The organism is Pantoea sp. BS_8 (assembly GCF_041954965.1).
Lineage (GTDB): Bacteria > Pseudomonadota > Gammaproteobacteria > Enterobacterales > Enterobacteriaceae > Pantoea > Pantoea stewartii.
Map to the genome: position 1 here is coordinate 371,258 of NZ_JAVAXU010000001.1, position 17,132 is coordinate 388,389.

General features: G+C 51.5%; 16 protein-coding genes. 9 read left to right on the plus strand and 7 right to left on the minus strand.

The window, feature by feature from the left end:
• Positions 1-314: 314 nt before the first annotated feature.
• Positions 315-944, plus strand: coding sequence for a glutathione S-transferase family protein (locus RAC65_RS01720; protein WP_375096283.1), 630 nt, complete (start codon positions 315-317; stop codon positions 942-944).
• Between the two features lie 52 nt (positions 945-996).
• Here the strand turns inward: RAC65_RS01720 and RAC65_RS01725 are convergent, their stop codons facing one another.
• Both RAC65_RS01725 and RAC65_RS01730 read right to left on the minus strand, forming a co-directional pair.
• On the minus strand, positions 997-2,586 hold the full coding sequence (locus RAC65_RS01725) for a rhamnogalacturonan lyase B N-terminal domain-containing protein (RefSeq protein WP_375096284.1): 1,590 nt from the start codon (positions 2,584-2,586) through the stop codon (positions 997-999).
• A 24-nt stretch (positions 2,587-2,610) separates the two neighbouring features.
• On the minus strand, positions 2,611-3,828 hold the full coding sequence (locus RAC65_RS01730) for a polysaccharide lyase family 1 protein (protein ID WP_058708157.1): 1,218 nt from the start codon (positions 3,826-3,828) through the stop codon (positions 2,611-2,613).
• Between the two features lie 722 nt (positions 3,829-4,550).
• Between RAC65_RS01730 and RAC65_RS01735 the strand changes: the two genes are divergently transcribed.
• Entirely contained in the window at positions 4,551-6,212 is a 1,662-nt protein-coding gene (locus RAC65_RS01735; protein WP_375096285.1) for a methyl-accepting chemotaxis protein, read from the plus strand.
• 169 nt (positions 6,213-6,381) lie between these two features.
• On the opposite strand, the gene RAC65_RS01740 is transcribed toward RAC65_RS01735, so the two are convergent.
• Complete coding sequence (locus tag RAC65_RS01740; protein ID WP_072193598.1) at positions 6,382-7,152, minus strand: helix-turn-helix domain-containing protein; 771 nt, start codon at positions 7,150-7,152, stop codon at positions 6,382-6,384.
• A 99-nt stretch (positions 7,153-7,251) separates the two neighbouring features.
• On the opposite strand from RAC65_RS01740, the gene RAC65_RS01745 reads away from it, so the two are divergent.
• The gene (locus RAC65_RS01745; RefSeq protein ID WP_054687816.1) at positions 7,252-7,638 is read left to right on the plus strand and encodes a hypothetical protein; all 387 of its coding nucleotides are present in this window, start codon (positions 7,252-7,254) and stop codon (positions 7,636-7,638) included.
• A 187-nt stretch (positions 7,639-7,825) separates the two neighbouring features.
• Here RAC65_RS01745 and RAC65_RS01750 read toward each other — a convergent pair whose 3' ends face one another.
• Positions 7,826-8,122, minus strand: coding sequence for an NIPSNAP family protein (locus tag RAC65_RS01750; protein WP_054687746.1), 297 nt, complete (start codon positions 8,120-8,122; stop codon positions 7,826-7,828).
• Between the two features lie 343 nt (positions 8,123-8,465).
• Complete coding sequence (locus RAC65_RS01755; protein ID WP_058701921.1) at positions 8,466-9,197, minus strand: SDR family NAD(P)-dependent oxidoreductase; 732 nt, start codon at positions 9,195-9,197, stop codon at positions 8,466-8,468.
• A 99-nt stretch (positions 9,198-9,296) separates the two neighbouring features.
• On the opposite strand from RAC65_RS01755, the gene RAC65_RS01760 reads away from it, so the two are divergent.
• Positions 9,297-9,677 (plus strand): winged helix-turn-helix transcriptional regulator, encoded by a 381-nt coding sequence (locus tag RAC65_RS01760; protein WP_375092488.1) that lies wholly within the window; start codon positions 9,297-9,299, stop codon positions 9,675-9,677.
• 291 nt (positions 9,678-9,968) lie between these two features.
• On the plus strand, positions 9,969-10,502 hold the full coding sequence (locus RAC65_RS01765; protein ID WP_054633783.1) for a GNAT family N-acetyltransferase: 534 nt from the start codon (positions 9,969-9,971) through the stop codon (positions 10,500-10,502).
• Between the two features lie 167 nt (positions 10,503-10,669).
• Here RAC65_RS01765 and RAC65_RS01770 read toward each other — a convergent pair whose 3' ends face one another.
• Positions 10,670-11,647: an alpha/beta hydrolase gene (locus tag RAC65_RS01770; RefSeq protein ID WP_375096286.1), complete on the minus strand. Its 978-nt coding sequence runs from the start codon at positions 11,645-11,647 to the stop codon at positions 10,670-10,672.
• Between the two features lie 12 nt (positions 11,648-11,659).
• Positions 11,660-12,541 carry an MBL fold metallo-hydrolase gene (locus tag RAC65_RS01775; RefSeq protein ID WP_375092487.1) on the minus strand — a complete coding sequence of 294 codons (882 nt, stop codon included), beginning with the start codon at positions 12,539-12,541 and terminating at the stop codon, positions 11,660-11,662.
• Positions 12,542-12,657: 116 nt separating this feature from the next.
• Here RAC65_RS01775 and RAC65_RS01780 point away from each other — a divergent pair, with 116 nt between their 5' ends.
• From RAC65_RS01780 to RAC65_RS01795, 4 genes are all read left to right on the plus strand, one after another.
• Positions 12,658-13,569: a LysR family transcriptional regulator gene (locus RAC65_RS01780; protein ID WP_375096287.1), complete on the plus strand. Its 912-nt coding sequence runs from the start codon at positions 12,658-12,660 to the stop codon at positions 13,567-13,569.
• A gap of 633 nt (positions 13,570-14,202) precedes the next feature.
• Complete coding sequence (locus tag RAC65_RS01785; RefSeq protein ID WP_039340368.1) at positions 14,203-14,658, plus strand: hypothetical protein; 456 nt, start codon at positions 14,203-14,205, stop codon at positions 14,656-14,658.
• A 304-nt stretch (positions 14,659-14,962) separates the two neighbouring features.
• Positions 14,963-15,985 (plus strand): LacI family DNA-binding transcriptional regulator, encoded by a 1,023-nt coding sequence (locus tag RAC65_RS01790; protein WP_058701917.1) that lies wholly within the window; start codon positions 14,963-14,965, stop codon positions 15,983-15,985.
• 213 nt (positions 15,986-16,198) lie between these two features.
• Positions 16,199-17,122 (plus strand): TIM barrel protein, encoded by a 924-nt coding sequence (locus RAC65_RS01795; RefSeq protein ID WP_375096288.1) that lies wholly within the window; start codon positions 16,199-16,201, stop codon positions 17,120-17,122.
• Positions 17,123-17,132: the final 10 nt, after the last annotated feature.

Genomic DNA, 17,132 nt, shown 5'->3' on the forward strand with positions numbered 1-17,132 from the left:
GCCACGAGAAGAGTGATAAATATGACCGTGTTTCGTCATCAATGGCGTATATGAAGACGCTGAGCAACATCAAAACACGTGCTGTTATTTCAAAAAAGAAACCTGTTTAAGACATGATGTAATTCTTTTCGCGTCGATAACATGCCTGATTTTGTCCGATGCTTATTACGCGATTACTCAATACCGCCTTTATTCTCTTCTGTAGCAGGGAGTGATGCTACTTCTGGTGCCACCCTGATGAACGTCATCACTGCTGGTAATATGTATGCAGGCTCGCCTCAGGGCGCGGGATTAACTCATACAGGGTATCTTATATGTACACACTCTATGGAAGCGCACGTTCGGGCGCTGCCGCGATTGAGATGGCGCTCAGATTGGCCGGGGCGGAATACACAACGGTTGAGGCGAGTTCATGGCACAAAGACAGTGGGTTTGAAACCTTAAAGCGGTTGAATCCGCTGGTCCAGATCCCCACGCTCATCCTGCCTGACGGGTCCGTGCTGACTGAAAGCGCAGCCATCATGATTTATCTTGGTATGGCCTGTCCTGATGCCGGCATCCTTTCAACTGACGCCAACGTTCGTGCTCAGCAATTACGGGGGCTGGTGTATATAAGTGCAAACTGTTATGCCGCCATCGGCATCATTGATTACCCGGAAAGATGGCTGGATATGGGCTCGCCGGATCAGCGTAAGCAGCTGGCCGAGGGGGCGGTCAAAAAACTCTATGACCAGTGGGACATGTTCAGCGATCTCTTTTTTGACACGCGCGCATGGCAGCCTGCTAACCCCGGCGCGCTTGAAATGCTGGCCTGTGTCGTGAGCCGCTGGAGCAATGCGCGTGCGCATCTCAGCCGCACCAGACCCGCTTTCTGTGCTTCGCTGGAAGAGGCAGAAACACATCCTGTCATCAAGGCTGTTGTGCGCCGTCACTGGGGAACCTGACCGCGATGGAGACAGCGTTTTCTCCGCCTTTTCAGGTCTGATAACGCGCCGCTCATCGTACTAACTGAATACTGTCATAGACGAAGCCTGGGCTCAGAAATCCTGTGCCTTTTTGCCCCGAGGCCACATTAATATCCAGTGTGTTAATTCCTGCCTGCAGGGCGGAAGCCGGCAGGACAAAAGTAAAAAGCGCATTATTGCCCCGGAAAGTGCCGCGGGTGATCCCCCGACTCGCAGGCTGGCCAGAAGCCGGCGGAATCGGCGCGGTCCAGCGCTGATTGACGCTGACCTGAGGGCGTCCTCCAGACTGCGCCAGAGTAATAAAAATCCGTAAAGTTAAATCATGCACATCGTGACGGGACAGCATGAAACGGATGCGGGTTGGCGAGTTAATATCCCGCCACTGCGCGGCAGGAAAATCGCTTTCTGATGCGGTTCCCACAAGGTAATCAGCGGCTGTCCAGGGCGACATACGCCGATCGGACGGGTGAGCGGACATCAGCAAACGGGCGTTACGAAACCCCGACGGAGTCCCATCCGGTGAACCCGTCTGCCAAATAACCTGACCCGGTAAGGTCTGTGCGGCTAATGCAATCTGAGTTTGTCTGCCGGCCTGGATTTCTGCTGTACGTTGCGTGACTTCCCGTTCCTTATCGTACAGCGTTATCTGATAGTGCCCCTGACGCACGCCCGTCAGTGTAAAACGCCCCTGGCTGTCCACGCGCGTCCAGTATTCGGCGCTGGCGTTTCGCAGGCCGACAACGGCGGCAGGGCGATCGCTCATTCCTGTCACCACACCTGACAGCGTGCCGCGTTCAGTCTGATCGACAAACTCTTTCAGCCCCAGTGACGCATGAATAAATCCCACATCGGTTAACGTGGCGGAGGGCTTCTCTCCGGTCGTAAACAACAGCCCATAGATACCATGCAACCCCGGTCGAAACGGTTCTGTCTGGGTATGACTGGAATACATATAGTTGTACAGCTCGTGTGTCATCTGCGTTTTTTGCGTCGCGATGTCCTTAAAGAACGGGCCACCTGAACTGAGCTCATGATTGCCCGTCAGCATAAAGATCGCTACGCCCGGGCCGTGGACGCCGTGCAGATCGTCATCAATCATGGGACGGGCGGAGTAAAACTTGGAACTGGTCCGTCCGTCAGGCAACAAAAAGACGTCGTTGCCTTCAATCGCTTTTCCGACGTTTGAATCGTTGCCCCAGTCGGCCTTTGGGAATTTTTTGACATCCAGACGCGTCACGAAACGCAGTTCCCCGACCGGCAGAAGCGCGGGCGCGTAGGTCGCCATATACAGGGCATTACGGCCTTTTTTGGCGAGGTAGTAGTGGATAAGTTCCCCTGCCTGCGCACTGATGACAATGACATCGCCTGCCGTTTTCACTGCAACCTGCGCGTGCCCCAGTCCGGAGGCGACTTGTGAGGCCTTGTGCTCTGATGATGCCAGTTCACTGCCATGAAACCGCATTGATGTCAGATCACCGTTGCGGTCATCGATGCTAAACACCAGATCGGCACCGGTATCCACCACCAGAGTGTTGCCGGAGTGTGTCACGCCGAAGGCACTGGCAACGCCCAGCCTGCTGAACAAACAGAAGACAAAAATGCGCAACAATAAACGTGCCATCGGGGAAACCCTCACATTAAAAACTTACCGCACCGGACTGTGAATATGGCCCACGCCAGCTTCACGGGGCACCTGGACGCTGGCCACCTCTGCGGAAACAGGCGAGACGAGCCAGGCACGATCGTATCTGAAAGCCTCCAGGACCGTGATATCTTGTGGGCGATAGTCGGTGCCGCTCTGGGTTTGCAGATTACTGACACAGCGCCTGCCCAGATTTTTCAGACAGGCGTTTTCCCCAGCGGCGGCGTTCGTATCAAAAAGCGCGAAGGCATTACCGGGCTGCCTGATGTCGTTAAACAGCGGATGAGCCACATTTTCAAAGGCGTTACCTTCCACCAGCAGACGCGAAGAGGGTGTTCTGGACATTATCGCGCCCTGATACGTCAGATTGACAAAGACATTGTTAACCAGCTGCGCCAGGACACTAGCATTGCCCATCCCACCGGCATGCGGGGCACGCCCGGAGGTATCATGAACATAATTGCGCGCGACCGTTAATGTGTCATGGTGTCCCAGAAACAGCCAGACCCAGTAATGGTGGCCGTCGCAGGTCGCGGAATAGGGTGTTCTGCCGTCAAATTCGTTATCGGAAAGCGTGACATGGGACGCGGAGCCCCAGCCCGTGACAATCATCTGTCGGCCAATGCGGGCGAAAGTATTGTGATCAATCCACACACCCTCCGCATTATCAACGGTAAGGGCATCCCCTCCCCAGACCAGCTGCGGATTGATATCTGACAGTGTCAGATTGCGGATAATCACGTTGTGAACGCCGCCACCGACGTAAAGCCCGATGCCCTGAATCCCCGCATGTGCCCCTACACCAATCAGCGTCTTATTTGATCCCACCTTAAGACGGTCTAAACCGGCATTATCATAGGTCACCGAAACCGGCGCTTTGCCCTGACAAAACTGGTTGGCACCGTTGCGCGCCCATTGGCCACCGCCTCCTGGGCAGGCATTTGCCATGCAACCCCTTTCCGTGGTCGTGGCTTTGCCGTTGACCATGACCGTTCCACGAAAATCGACGGTATGATCCAGAGCGATGATCCGGGGACGATCATCCGTACAGTTTCCGTGTCGGTCATAGGTGGCGCACAACGCCTTCACCAGATCATCAGTGCGGATGGGATGAACAACCGCGCCACCGCTACCGCCCGTCACGCCTTTGGCAAAGCCGTCCGGCAGATCGGCAGCGCGCGATAACGCGGACGTCAGGCAAAGAACCGCAAGGAGGAACATCGTGAACAATCCGTAAAAAGGGCGGAAAACAGCCTGTCTACAGAGCGTGTGAACTGAAAACCTGAAGCGACAGTGCGGGCTTTTCATTCCTGTCCTCTCAACGACGCCGTGTTGCGCTGACATACCGGGCCCGCATCGATGTCGAGCGGGGGAAGAGCCTGTCGAACCCACCAGGCCACTCGCATCGTACAGGAAAGTCGAAATGAACGTACAGCCGTGACCCGCAGGTGCGTCACAGGACGATCATGGGCATACAGGCAACGTAAACATGTCCCTGCGCATCAGACCTCGCGCTCAGGGCTGATCGCGTCAGCCGAAAACTGCGCCGTTACCGCGCTGTTCCGCTGCCTGCCAGAAGTGGATGCAAATACAACAGTTTCTAATGTAAATAAGGACGCCATCCTGCCGATGTAAGGTTAAACCTGTCGCAACAACTGGAGCGAACATAAAGACATATGCGTCATATAATTTATACTTCGCGTAGTGTGAAAAGTGCCATTTGTCATGTCTGCCTCAGGCTTTTACTCACCGAATCTGAACCATGTTGAACGTGCTGTTTATGTCCCCGGCCCAACTTTGTTTTCATCACCTGTCACAGTAATAGGTCATTCTCTGATCATTTTTATTAAATGATATTTTTCTCCCGCCGATAAATCGTCTGAATGTTTGAGTTAGTACTGATATTCATCAGTCATCAGAATCCCTTTATGGCAGGAAATAACATGACCATTACACAGCGTCTACTCTTTACCTTTTCACTCCTTTCTGCTGCCCTGGTGACAATGGTTATCGTTGCAGTGCTGGTGGCGGGCGGCTTTCAGTCCCGCTTTAACTATGTTCAGGAAAATACGGTTCCGTCCATTCTGGACATCGGGAAAATGGTCGACAGCAGTAATGCGCTTGTCATCTCACTTTACCGCCACCAGAGTGCGACAGACCCGCGCCGTCAGGCTGTGCTGGAAAAGGAAATCGAGGGGGCGATTAGCCAGATTAAGTCGCTCAATCAGTATTATCTGAAGAATGATATTTCAAGCGATGAGGACCGTCAGTTAACGGAAAATTCGTTTGCCGTTATCAAAAAAGTTGAGGACACTTTACCGGCTTTTCTGGTCGCCTCTCGTGCACAAAATGATGCGGCTTCACTCGGCTCCCTTCAGGGTAACGACGGCATTGGTGCCGCTGCGCGTCAGCTCAATGCCGGTTTTCAGAAACAGCTGAAACTCAACGTAGACATTGGTAATGCGCTGCGCAAACAAAATGATCATACTTATAACGTAACAGTGTGGAGCCTCATCGGCGGTTCTGCCATAGCCATTATCATTCTCGCATTCTTCGCCCTCAGAACCATTTTTGGCATCAAACGTCAGTTGAACGGCATGCGTCATGTAATGGAAACCGCCAGTGAACGCCTTGACCTGACGTTGCGCGCAGATGTGAGTCGCCGGGATGAAATTGGCCTGACCGCCAGCGCCTTTAACCATCTGATTGAGAATGTGTCAGACTCACTTTCTAAGGTTGAAGCGTCGGCTCAGTCTGTCAGTTCAGCATCGGCGCAGATTTCGGCCGGCAACGAAGATCTGTCTTCGCGCACGGAGGAGCAGGCCGCGTCGCTTGAGCAGACAGCAGCAAGCATGTCTGAACTCAGTGAAACCGTCCGTCAGACCGCAGAAAACACACGGCTTGCCAGCCAGCTGGCCAAAAATGCACAGGACATTTCAGAAGACAGCGCAGGCCGTGTCCGCACACTGCTGTCAACGATGGGCGATATCAAAGACAGTTCCGCAAAAATTACTGACATCATTGCGCTGATTGAAGGTATTGCCTTCCAGACCAATATTCTTGCCCTCAACGCCGCTGTTGAAGCGGCTCGGGCAGGGGAGCAGGGGCGCGGATTTGCCGTGGTGGCAGGTGAAGTCCGTAATCTTGCACAGCGGTCATCCTCTTCAGCCCGTGAAATTAAAGAGCTGATCGAATCGTCTATGAGTTTTGTCCAGGCAGGCTCCGAACAGGCTGAGGGCGTTGGCAGTAACATGTCACGCATGAATGATGCCGTTAGGCAGGTTACCGATCTTGTGGATGAAATCTCTGTGGCCGCCAGTGAGCAGTCACAGGGGATCAGCCAGGTGCATCAGGCCGTTAACCAGATGGATGATGTCACTCAGCAGAATGCCGCGCTGGTTGAAGAAGCCTCGGCTGCCTCAAATTCGCTGATGGAGCAGGCCGCATCACTGAACCAGTTGGTCAATAACTTCACCCTTAAACCGGTTTCACACGTCCCTGCTGTGATCCGCAGCAAGGGGGTACCTTCTTCACACGCGCCATCGTCTTTTCGTTCAGGTCCTGCCGTTGCAGCAGCAGATGAAAACAACTGGCAGAGTTTCTGATCTTTACGTTAACAGCGTTTCATTTAATTAAGGGCTGACACCGGCCCTTTTACTTTTTTATGCAGGAAACTTTTTCAGCATAAAAGCCTGAATCTGCTTATTAGTGCGTTTTATCAGAAGCACCGTCTGCTTTGAGCCAGAAGCCGATGCTTAATGCGGGCCTGCATATTTAAATTCTGAATCGTGCAGGAGTGGTGCCAAATACCCTGCGAAACATGGCGATAAAGGCACTCACATTGTCATATCCAAGTTCCAGTGCAACTGTCGTCACTTGCTTGCCTGCGGCAAGAAGCTCAAGAGCTTTGAGTAACCGTATGCGCTGTCGCCATTCATTAAAGCTAAAACCGGTTTCGGATCTGAAACGCCGTGTCAGTGTGCGTGACGATACTCCCGCCCAGAATGCCCATTCTTCAAGTGTGCGACCGTCATCTGGACTCTCAGACAGCACCTGAGCAACTTTTAAGAGCCGTATATCCTGCGGCATTGGCAACCCAAGATTAACGCTGGGAAGCGAACCGATTTCATCAAGGATAACGTCAGATAAACGTTTTTGAGGCGCATTAAGCTCTGCAACCTTCCAGGAGGCTGCTCGTGTTATCGCTTCGCGTAGCAGATTTGTAACTGAGAGCACAGCAGGCTTATCAGATAATGCGCCACATGCCGCAGCAGATATATAAACACTCCATCCTGAATATGGGCCGTGCGAGCGCAGACCATGCGGAATATTTGGAGGTATCCACACGGCATGCGTTGCCGGTACGACCCAGCGACACTCTTCCGCATCGATCGTAAGCAGCCCATGCTCAGCGCCGAGTAACTGTCCACGAATGTGATGGTGACGTGGTGTTTCCCTTATTGCATCCGACTGGCGGGCCGCGACAATCAAAGTGGGTCCATCAGAAGAAAAAGCCCGGGAGAATGGAATTAACGGGTCGGTCATATTGGCTTATTTGAGGTATTTATTGTCTTTTATACCGTACCGAAGCCATCAGGTCGATTGTAGAGTACTGATAACTTATGATGAGGACTGACCATGAAAATGATTTCTATTGCTAACGTATTGGATGAGATTATTAACCAACAGGAAATCCCCCTGGAAGAGATACTTAATCGCCACTTTAGTCCCGGTTATCGGCAGCGCACTGATAATGAGTGGGGAAGTTTAGATAGCTTTGCTTATCATGCTCGTAAACTTCGCGAAATAATTTCTTTCGGCAAAATTGATGTGCATGACGAACTTCGTGAAGGCAATCTCTATGCTACCAGACATCGCGTATTGTGTACTAAGCGCAATGGGGAAGAGGTTGAGATGGAAGTTTATATGTTTGCTGAAACAGATGATTCAGGGCTATTTGTTCGTATTGAAGAAGCCACACTTATGCTTAAAGGTCTGGAAAGTGACCGGGACCTGGGTAGCACCAGGTAACAGGGGTTTAAATGTCCGCTTCTCGCTTATAGCGGACAAAGGAAGAGATTTTAGCGTCCGCTTTGTGCCAGAAGCGGACAGGCCAAATGCGCTTTGTATGACCCCGCCTTAACGGCCGGTTAATTGCTGTGTATCAATTTAAGTGACTGCGACAGGAATGTTCCTGCTGGCTGAGAAAGTCGCAAAGTCAGAAAAGTGTTTCCTTAATAATGATTTCATCCACCCGGAGGATTGAAGACATATCGAAACCTTCCATGTCTGACATGAACTCCTTGCTGGCCATATATTTCTGATTTATAGCTTGTATTTCGGTATCCTCCTGATAGGTAACGGTTGCAATGACCTGACATTCTTTCCCGAGATAAACATGATTTACATATATACCAAAGGCTGGGAGAGAGGCCATATGTCTGGGCCAGTGTCGGTGAAAATAAATTTCTGCTGACTGTTTGTCTTTGAGTGTATAAATTCTGACCTGTTTCATATTTTCAATCCTGCTGTTAAGGCTTTCATACAGAACAAAGTCAAAGCATACCTATTCTATTTCTGAGAAATTAGCAAAAGACCACTTTTCGCGCATGGCGGATCTTCAGCTCAGTCAGCCTGTCCGCTTTGTGCCAGAAGCGGGCCTTGCTGAAATGATGTCGGATTCATTAACGGCGAGCGCGCCAATGCCGCAATAAGCCGCAGCATACCGCCTGCCGGACACCGATACAAATAAACGGGAATTTGAGCACAGCCATTCTGGCTAAAGAAAAACCGGGTCGTCGCCCGGTTCGTTTCTCGTACAGCTTTTCTCTGATCTTAGTGAAACTGAACGCCATGCCTCATACCTGTGTCATGCCACCATCCACACAGATTTCTGCTCCGGCTATATAGCTGCTTTCATCACTTGCAAGGAACAGGACGGCACTGGCAATTTCTTCAGGTTTGCCCATTCTTGATAAGGGAATGGTGCTGATTATCTCATTTCGTAGCTCTTCAGAGGCTGCACGCATCATCTCCGTATCGACAGGGCCGGGGGCGACAACATTAACGCGGATGCCACGGGCGGAGAGTTCACGTGTCCATGTGCGGGCAAAAGAACGAAGTGCCGCTTTACTGGCACCATATACGCCATATCCCGGCGTGCCAATCACATCGGCAACCGAACCTATCAAAACGACGCTCGCTCCCTCCTTCATCAGAGGAAGGGCTGCCTGCAGAGCAAAAAGCGGTGAGCGCACATTCAGGCCAAAAACAGCATCAAAATGTGTCGGCGTGATGTCATCAATCGTCGAGTATTCGGCCATGCCGGCGTTGATGACCAGCACATCTATCTGGCGGGATTCTGTCTTGATTAAATCGACTATTCGCGTCAGTTCACTTATCTGGCTGACGTCAGCACGGACTGGCCTGGCAGTGCCCTTTATGGTCTGACTGGCTGCTTCTAACTCCTCATTACGGCGTGAGGTCAGCCAGGTTGTGGCACCTTCACTGGCAAATCGCTGGCTGATAGCCAGACCAATGCCTTTTGCACCGCCGAGTATCAGGGCAACTTTATTCTCTAATCTACTCATCTGCTCTCTCCTGTCAGGGTGGAAAACAGATGATATAATTTGTAAACTTAATAACAATTACGCACTTTATTTATATCAGGTATCGGGGAATATATCGCCATGTCTCAAACTGATTGTAATGACCTGAAAGAAATAGGGAAAACGCGGCCGGTTCTGGAGAACATAACCAATAAATGGTCAATTTTAATTCTCACTGTGCTTTGTAATGAACCTGTGCGCTTCAACGAACTCCGTCGCCGGCTGGAGGGTATTACGCACAAAGCATTGTCTGATGCGCTGAAGCGGCTTGAGCGCAATGGATTGGTGCTCCGAAAGGTGCTGCCTACTTCACCAGTGAGCGTGCAGTACAGCCTTACACCGCTGGCACAGACGCTTCAGGAGCCATTCAGTGCGCTGTATGGATGGGCGCTAAAACATGGAGCGGAAATGGAACGGGCTCAGTTGATGTATGATACCAGACAGGCGGAAGAGATTTGCTGAAGAGTCGTAATGTTGAATCCTGTTGCGATGCGCGCTCAGTTTTACAGGCCAGCATCGAAAACATGTTGATTACTGAAGCCCCACGTTTCCTGAAAATGCTTTATGTGAATGTCCGCTTTGTATCAGAAGCGGACATTTACGTATGAGGTAAGCACTCTGTCAGCATGAGTTTTCCAGATTCATTTTCATCCTTGCATAAGATGTGATGTATGGTTTGAACCGGGTAAGCTGATTTTCGACTGAATGTGATTTTGCTAACATGAAACGCCATTGCGTTTGTGAGAGGTAACAGTGATTCACTTAAGACAGGCTCAGCGCAGTGATGCCGACGCAATAGCACATCTGCACACCGCCGGATGGAGAGATACCTACACGAAAGTGATGTCTGCGGATTTCCTTGAAAATCAGGCGCAGGAAGATCGTCTTTCACACTGGCGCTCAGCTCTGAATCAGAGCAATGAAAGCGAAACAGTGTTTGTAGCTGAATATGATGGAAAGGTTGAAGGCTTCATATGTATTAAGCTCCACTATGACGCGCAGTGGGGCTGTTATATAGACAGCCTGCATGTAAGCTCTTCACTACGTGGTCACGGTGTAGGAAAACAACTTCTCTGGCGCGCAGCCGAATGGGTCAAGAGCAGGGATGATGAGTCACCGCTCTATTTGTGGGTGTTTGAAGATAACACCCAGGCAACAGCTTTTTATCAGCGCCTCGGGGGCACCATTGTGGAGAGAACATTATCCGATATGCCTTCATCAGATCATGCCCCGGTATTCAGAATCAGCTGGAAAAATGCCGGTCAGCTTCTGATATCTGCTTGCTGAAAGGTTAGCCGAAATGCTTTTTATTTGTATCAACAGCGGGCAGGGCGAAATTCCCCTTTTCGCACCTGACGGACCTTAATCTGTTTCAGAGGTTGCTTTGTGCCTGAAGCGGATGTTGTCTGGCACGATACTTTTCTGAACATGAGGCTTGAGTGATACAGGCCTCATTAAATATCCAGAACCTGACTGATAAAATAGCGGGTAAGCTCAAACACCTGATGTCGGTTTTTCTCCAGCACCATCATGTGTGTGGCTTCACCAATTTCTGCCCAGCGCTTCCAGGGGGTGCCTGTCGCTCGCAGGAACCAGTCCTGGATTGCATTCACAGGTACATCACGATCCCATTCACCATGTAAGAGCAATACGGGGACGCGGATGTCGGCGGGATCGTAGACGCCTTTATTTTTTGCCCAGTAACACCGTGTATCCTGAATCGGACCGGTGCTAACCCGGATTTTGCGCTGGGCTCTCAAAACCGGATCGGGTTCCTCATTCACTGTTTGCCGGGCCCACTGCATAAATCCGCCGGGACAAATAAGGCTGTTCTTTTTATTGTCTGGCGCGGCCTGAAGCCAGCGTGATTCCACTGCATCAATGTCAATATCGCGCCATGCGCCCATTTCGCCGCCGGGATCGAGCGCGTATTTACCGTCCTGAATCCACTGTGGCGCAATAAGCGTCAGACGCCGCACGTTAGCGCTATTCCGTGTGGTGTAAAGCGACGCCACCGTTCCTCCCCATGACATCCCGATGAGGTTCAACTGCGTCAGTCCATGATGTGCAAGAACGTAATCAACCGCACTTCCTAAGTCCCTTACTGCGGTTTCAGCACGCGCTGACGGCGGATTTTCCCGCGCAGGCAAAGAGAAAGAAGGTAGTCTCGATGCGCGGCCGTATCCACGCACATCCACTGCCCAGACATCCAGACCGGCTGCGGCAAGGTAATCAAGGAAAGATTCCCCCTCAAGCGGAGTATCAAACAGACTTCCCGATGAGAAAGTGGCACCGTGCATCAGCAGAACCGTCTGTGCCGCATCAAAGTCGGTGGTATCAGCGCGCCGCCTGTGACGCAGCCACAATGAAATGTCTCTGGTATCGGAGGGGATGGCGAAAGCTTCGCTGAACAGCGGTGGTGTGTTTGTCATGATATTCTCCTGTCAGGCGTGCTGCCAGGTTAACTGGCCGTTTGTATTGAGAACCCGTCCAGCCGAGCTGTCCGGAAAGTGAGAGGTAAAAACCAGCGCTCGGGTCTGAGCAGCAAAATTCATCATCACTGTCCGGGATTTTTTTGCCGTATCGGGAAATTCGCAGTAGCGGCTGTTCCACTCGGGGAGGAATATCTGTAGCGGGCTGTGCACGACGTCACCCCAGAACAGGGCCGTCTCACCGCCGTCTGAGAAACTGAATGCCAGGTGATCAACGCTGTGCCCCGGTGTTCTGTGAATCTGCAGCCCGGCAACGACCTCTGTCTCGGCGCTGTCCAGAAACACGGCCTGCCCTGAAGCGACGACCGGATACACACTGTCATCCATTGCACCTGTGCTTTCCGGCATGACATTAAGTGGGTTCTGATAAAAATGGTATTCATCTGCGGAGAAGTAATAGCGGGCGTTCGGAAAAGTGGTGCGCCACTGACCTTTCTTCAAAACAGTATTCCAGCCGACGTGATCGACATGAAGGTGCGTTAAAACAACCGCATCCACCTGCTCAGGCTCAACGCCTGCCGCTCGCAGCGCATGCAGCCAGTGGCTGTTCATTTCATGAAACTTTGCATTGCCAGGGCGTTTTTTGCCGTTACCCGATGCGGTGTCGAGGATGATGACCTTACCGTCTTTTTCAATCAGCCAGCTGTGTGTGCTGAGCGACACGGTCTCGTCTGTAAAATCCAGATCATGACGTTGAATGTGTTCAGCAAAACGCAAGGCTGACTGACGATCCCACTGTGGAAACAGAGACAACACGGGAATGCCGTTGCTCTGTTGCTCTGGAATCTTTGTGATTTTTGCGCCGGCGACGTGCCAGCTTAACAGCTTGCTCATGTGCTTTTCCGTTGGGGGAATGGACTGGATGGCCTTATATTCAGGGTTGTGGGCGTAATGAACAATCGGGCGCCAGGCAAACTTACATTGCAGATACAGCAACAATAAGGCGGGGCATGGATAAATTTTCTGCGATACGCAGCTTTCTACAGGTCGTTGAAACCGGAGCCTTCACCCGTGCTGCGGAAAGTCTCGGGTTACCCAAGTCAACGGTGACACGGCAGATTCAGGCCCTCGAAAATAAGCTGGGTGTAAAACTCTTACATCGTTCTTCACGACGGCTAAGCCTCACGGAACAGGGTGAGGTTTACCACAAGGGCGCGCAGGCATTACTTATCCAGGCGGAAAAACTGGACAGCAGCGTTTCGGGAGCGGCTGGAACGTGGCGTGGCCAGCTCAGGGTAGACATGCCGGGCGCGCTGGCATACTGCCTGATTATTCCGAGGTTGGGGGATTTCATGGACCGCTATCCGGATTTACAGATCATCACAAGCGTGGGCAACCGAACCAGCGATCTCATTGAAAATCAGTTCGACTGCGTGATACGCATAGGACGACTTCACGATGACTCGCTTGTTGCCCGCTCTCTGGGAGCACTGCCCATGGTGGTATGCGCCGCGCCCGCATACCTTAAAAGACAGGGTAAACCCTCCCATCCCACGCAGTTAGTGCACTTTCATCATATTCAGGTGCGTTCCCCACAGAGCGGCAGACGTTTTGAGCATCAACTGATGAAAGCCAGCGAATCGTTTCCGCTTAGCGGTCCGTTTCAGATATCCGTCAACGACGCTTACGCCGCATTCAGTGCGGCGCGCGCGGGCCTGGGTATCGTAACGACTTATGATTTTCTTGTGGCAGACGCGCTGAGAAAGGGGGACCTTATCAGGCTGTTTGATGACTGGCTGGTTGATGAACTCCCGGTTCATATTGCCTGGCCGGAGAACCGCCAACTGGCTCCCCGTATACGATTATTTGCGGACTGGGTCAGGGAACAGTTTTCAGAAACAGGTATGACAGGACGCTCCTGAGGCAATGGTTGACGCTGACTGGTAGTGTTTTGCTGCTGAGGTAACGTGTTTAGTGACTGTTGCCGCTCCTGAAAATGCTTCCTCTCAGCGAGTGATGCAAAGATCAGGCATGACTTATAAAGCAATAGAACAGTTTTACCTTGTGCCCTACGTCGTTCATGAACCTGGTATTTAGCGCGATCAGTTATAAGGCGGATGTTTACACAACGCCCCCCTGATAAAGGAGCGCGTTTCATCGACCCGTTGAACTCACAGCGCAAACCGGACCTTACGATTTAACCGGACTGGCCTGTGCAGGATTTCAGGCCGAAACATACCTCTTCAGACACAGCCATGGATTTTCCTGATCATAATGGTAAATCATCATTAGGTTTTCCCTTACAGACGTAATACTTACAGAGCCGAACGATAAAGAACTGGCTGAATCTGAACCACAGATATGAACCAGATGAAGAGCAGCGGCTAGCTGGTGAAGCCGTAAGGCAAAAGCAGGGCTCGGCTGTCATCACTCAGTCCCTCTGGTTATGATTAAGCAGACCTTAATTTTCCAGCCCCTGAGAGTCCTGTTCTTATGGAGTTTTGCGCCGGAACCCCATATCATTGATTAACAATGGTCAAGTAAAGGAAGCGCTGATGCAACTGATAAAAACTGAATACACCCTTAGATCCGGTTATCCGATTGTCAGGCGCACGCTGGAGAACAAAAAGAATTTAGTGAAACAGCCTGGTTTCGGTCCTGAGTCCTGCTGTGCAGTAGTCGAGTACCGGCTACGGGGTAATATTCGTTATGCGTTCGGAAACAGTCGGATGCAGGTAAGCGTGCCACCAGGAATCTATACTAATAACTGGGTAAGGCTGCATGGCGAAATGGCTGCACTCGTTGCTGCGATAGAACGCATTGAGCGCTTTTCCAGCGATGATGTCATACCCATCACGGCTGCCTATATTGAATTGCGACCCTGTGAGGCCAACTGCATGCAGGCACTGCATAATATCCTGCCTGAGAACGCTAACGTCTATTACTCTTTTGACCACCCCACTCAGGTTGAGGAATGGAAATTACGTGCTCACGAGCTTTGTGGTGTTTGAAACTTTTCACACATTTCCCGGCTAAAACACAGGACAGCCACTAATACACAGGGGAAAACTTAGGGTGTTTTTCTGGGGTAATGCTGCCTGCCGGGACTGGTGTATGAAACCGCACGGACTGGAATGTTAATCACGCATTCTGCTGAATAACCTACATCCACGTTTTCTCTGCCTACTGTCATGCGGCGGTCACTTTCTGCCAATGCGTCATCCTGTAAAAAACACCGTAAAGCAGCAGAAGTATTTTGCTGCTGCACACTTTTTGTGTTTAAGATGATAGAAATCTATCATCTCGGGCTGTGTAATGAAAAAAATATCCATGTCAGCGGTTGCCAGAGCGGCGGGTGTCGGGGTGGCTACCGTTGATCGTGTTCTAAATAACAGAGCGTCAGTGAAGCAGGAAACCCGGGACCGTGTTCTGCGCGCAGCGGAAGCGCTCGGTTACCGGGAAGATCTGCGTAAGGTGATGACGCCAGAAGCCACGGCGGTTAAAAGCGCGGTGCGCACCGGGTTTATTCTGCTGCCCAGTGATTATTCGTTTTACCAGGTGCTGTCAGAGGAAATCCGCCGGTATGCGGACGGAAAACTGGCGACAGAGCCGGCGTTTGTGTGGGCTGATATACATGACGTGGAGAAAGTCGTGTCGTCTCTTGAAGCTCTGGCAAAACGCGTCGATATCATTGGAGTAGTTGCGCTCGATCATCCTCTTATACGGCACACCATTAAGCAACTATCCGCATCAGGCGTGCAAATTTTCACTTTGTTTTCCGATCTTTCTCCCTGTGGTCAGGCGGGCTATATCGGTCTCGATAATCTGAAAGCAGGGCGTACAGCGGGATGGTTTGCTGAGCGCATGATGGAAAAAGACAGTGTTATTGGTGTGCTGCTCGGCGATCACCGTTTCAACTGCCAGGAAAGCTGTGAAATAAGTTTTCGTTCGTACCTGCGCGAGAACAGACAAGATGCGGTGGTGCTTGAGCCGTTACAGACGCGGGAAAGCATCAGTGGGGGCTATCTGGCTGCCAGCCAACTGCTAAAAAACCATCCCAGTGTGGCCATGATTTATGCGCCGTGCGGTGGCATAGAGGGCGTAATCAAGGCGGTCTGTGAAAGCGCGCGACATGATATAAAAATTCTCTGCCATGGCCCGTTCATCGGCGATGAAATGGCGCTTATCGCGGGGCATGTCGATGTGATGATGCGCCACCGTATCGATGTTGTGGCTGAGAAGATCGTCTCTGTTTTTATCCGCAGATATCAGGAAACCGACCGCAATCCTCTCTCTGTTACCGTTCCCTTCGATCTGGTTACCCGGGAAAATATCTGACGTCTCACGACGTATCACGCAGAGGGTTGCGCTGTCTGGATTTGATGTAAAACTATCAATAATATGATTTAAAAAAATCATGATCTCTATCAAATAATCCACGAAGGAGGGTTGCTGGTATCAAAAAACCGGCGCAATACTGCGCGCACTGAGTCAGGCATTTGTCGCCTGCATGTCAGTGCTTACCTGTGTTGCCGCATCCGGAGAAAAACCATGACCATTTCCATCGCGACTGCACCCTGTAGCTGGGGAGTGGACGACCCGAAAAACCCGTTTCTTCCCCCCTGGCAGAGCGTGCTAAAAGAGGCCGCGCTCGCCGGATACAAAAGTCTGGAGCTGGGACCATGGGGATACTTGCCTGTTGAGCCCGAAGCCCTGACGTCTGCACTTGAGGAACATCAGCTGTCTGTTATTGCCGGCACCCTTTTCGACGATTTAGTCAGTGAAGAAAACTTCCCGGCAATGATCGATCTGACCCATAAGATCTGCCACAACCTGAGCGCAGTTACCCGGCAGGCTGACGCTGTCAATGAGGGGGCATCGCCACCTTATCTTGTCATCATCGACTTTGGTGATCCTGAACGTGCCGCCACAGCCGGTCAGTCAGAAAAGGCCCCGCGACTTAATCCCAGTGACTGGCAGACGATGATAAGACATATCACCATTCTGAGTGAGATTGCCTGGAAAGCGTACGGTGTCAGGCCGGTCATTCATCCCCATGCTGGTGGCTGCATTGAGTTTGCCGATGAACTGGAAAAGCTGGTCCACGATATTCCCCATACCGTAGCCGGGCTTTGCCTGGATACCGGCCATCTGTATTACGCTGACATGGCGCCGGTGGCTACGCTGGAACGTTACTGGGACAGGATTGATTACCTGCACTTCAAGGATGTTAACGAGGCTGTCTGGCGCCGGGCAGTTAAAGAAGGGCTGGATTTTTTCACCGCCTGCGCCCAGGGCGTCATGTGTCCTCTTGGCAGCGGTGCCATCCACTATCCGGACGTTCATGCATTTCTGCGCCAGCGTCGTTACAAGGGCTGGATAACCATTGAACAGGAAAGAGATCCGCGTGATGCGGATACAAGCCTGCGTGATGTCACGGCCAGTCTGCATTATCTGCATTCCGTCGGTTTCTGAGGAGAATAAT

What these genes read in the sequence shown, in the direction of transcription:
- RAC65_RS01720 (WP_375096283.1), top strand. Translation starts at nt 315, where the DNA reads ATGTACACACTCTATGGAAGCGCACGTTCGGGCGCTGCCGCGATTGAG.
- RAC65_RS01725 (WP_375096284.1), bottom strand. Translation starts at nt 2,586, where the DNA reads ATGGCACGTTTATTGTTGCGCATTTTTGTCTTCTGTTTGTTCAGCAGG.
- RAC65_RS01730 (WP_058708157.1), bottom strand. Translation starts at nt 3,828, where the DNA reads ATGTTCCTCCTTGCGGTTCTTTGCCTGACGTCCGCGTTATCGCGCGCT.
- RAC65_RS01735 (WP_375096285.1), top strand. Translation starts at nt 4,551, where the DNA reads ATGACCATTACACAGCGTCTACTCTTTACCTTTTCACTCCTTTCTGCT.
- RAC65_RS01740 (WP_072193598.1), bottom strand. Translation starts at nt 7,152, where the DNA reads ATGACCGACCCGTTAATTCCATTCTCCCGGGCTTTTTCTTCTGATGGA.
- RAC65_RS01745 (WP_054687816.1), top strand. Translation starts at nt 7,252, where the DNA reads ATGATTTCTATTGCTAACGTATTGGATGAGATTATTAACCAACAGGAA.
- RAC65_RS01750 (WP_054687746.1), bottom strand. Translation starts at nt 8,122, where the DNA reads ATGAAACAGGTCAGAATTTATACACTCAAAGACAAACAGTCAGCAGAA.
- RAC65_RS01755 (WP_058701921.1), bottom strand. Translation starts at nt 9,197, where the DNA reads ATGAGTAGATTAGAGAATAAAGTTGCCCTGATACTCGGCGGTGCAAAA.
- RAC65_RS01760 (WP_375092488.1), top strand. Translation starts at nt 9,297, where the DNA reads ATGTCTCAAACTGATTGTAATGACCTGAAAGAAATAGGGAAAACGCGG.
- RAC65_RS01770 (WP_375096286.1), bottom strand. Translation starts at nt 11,647, where the DNA reads ATGACAAACACACCACCGCTGTTCAGCGAAGCTTTCGCCATCCCCTCC.
- RAC65_RS01775 (WP_375092487.1), bottom strand. Translation starts at nt 12,541, where the DNA reads ATGAGCAAGCTGTTAAGCTGGCACGTCGCCGGCGCAAAAATCACAAAG.
- RAC65_RS01780 (WP_375096287.1), top strand. Translation starts at nt 12,658, where the DNA reads ATGGATAAATTTTCTGCGATACGCAGCTTTCTACAGGTCGTTGAAACC.
- RAC65_RS01785 (WP_039340368.1), top strand. Translation starts at nt 14,203, where the DNA reads ATGCAACTGATAAAAACTGAATACACCCTTAGATCCGGTTATCCGATT.
- RAC65_RS01790 (WP_058701917.1), top strand. Translation starts at nt 14,963, where the DNA reads ATGAAAAAAATATCCATGTCAGCGGTTGCCAGAGCGGCGGGTGTCGGG.
- RAC65_RS01795 (WP_375096288.1), top strand. Translation starts at nt 16,199, where the DNA reads ATGACCATTTCCATCGCGACTGCACCCTGTAGCTGGGGAGTGGACGAC.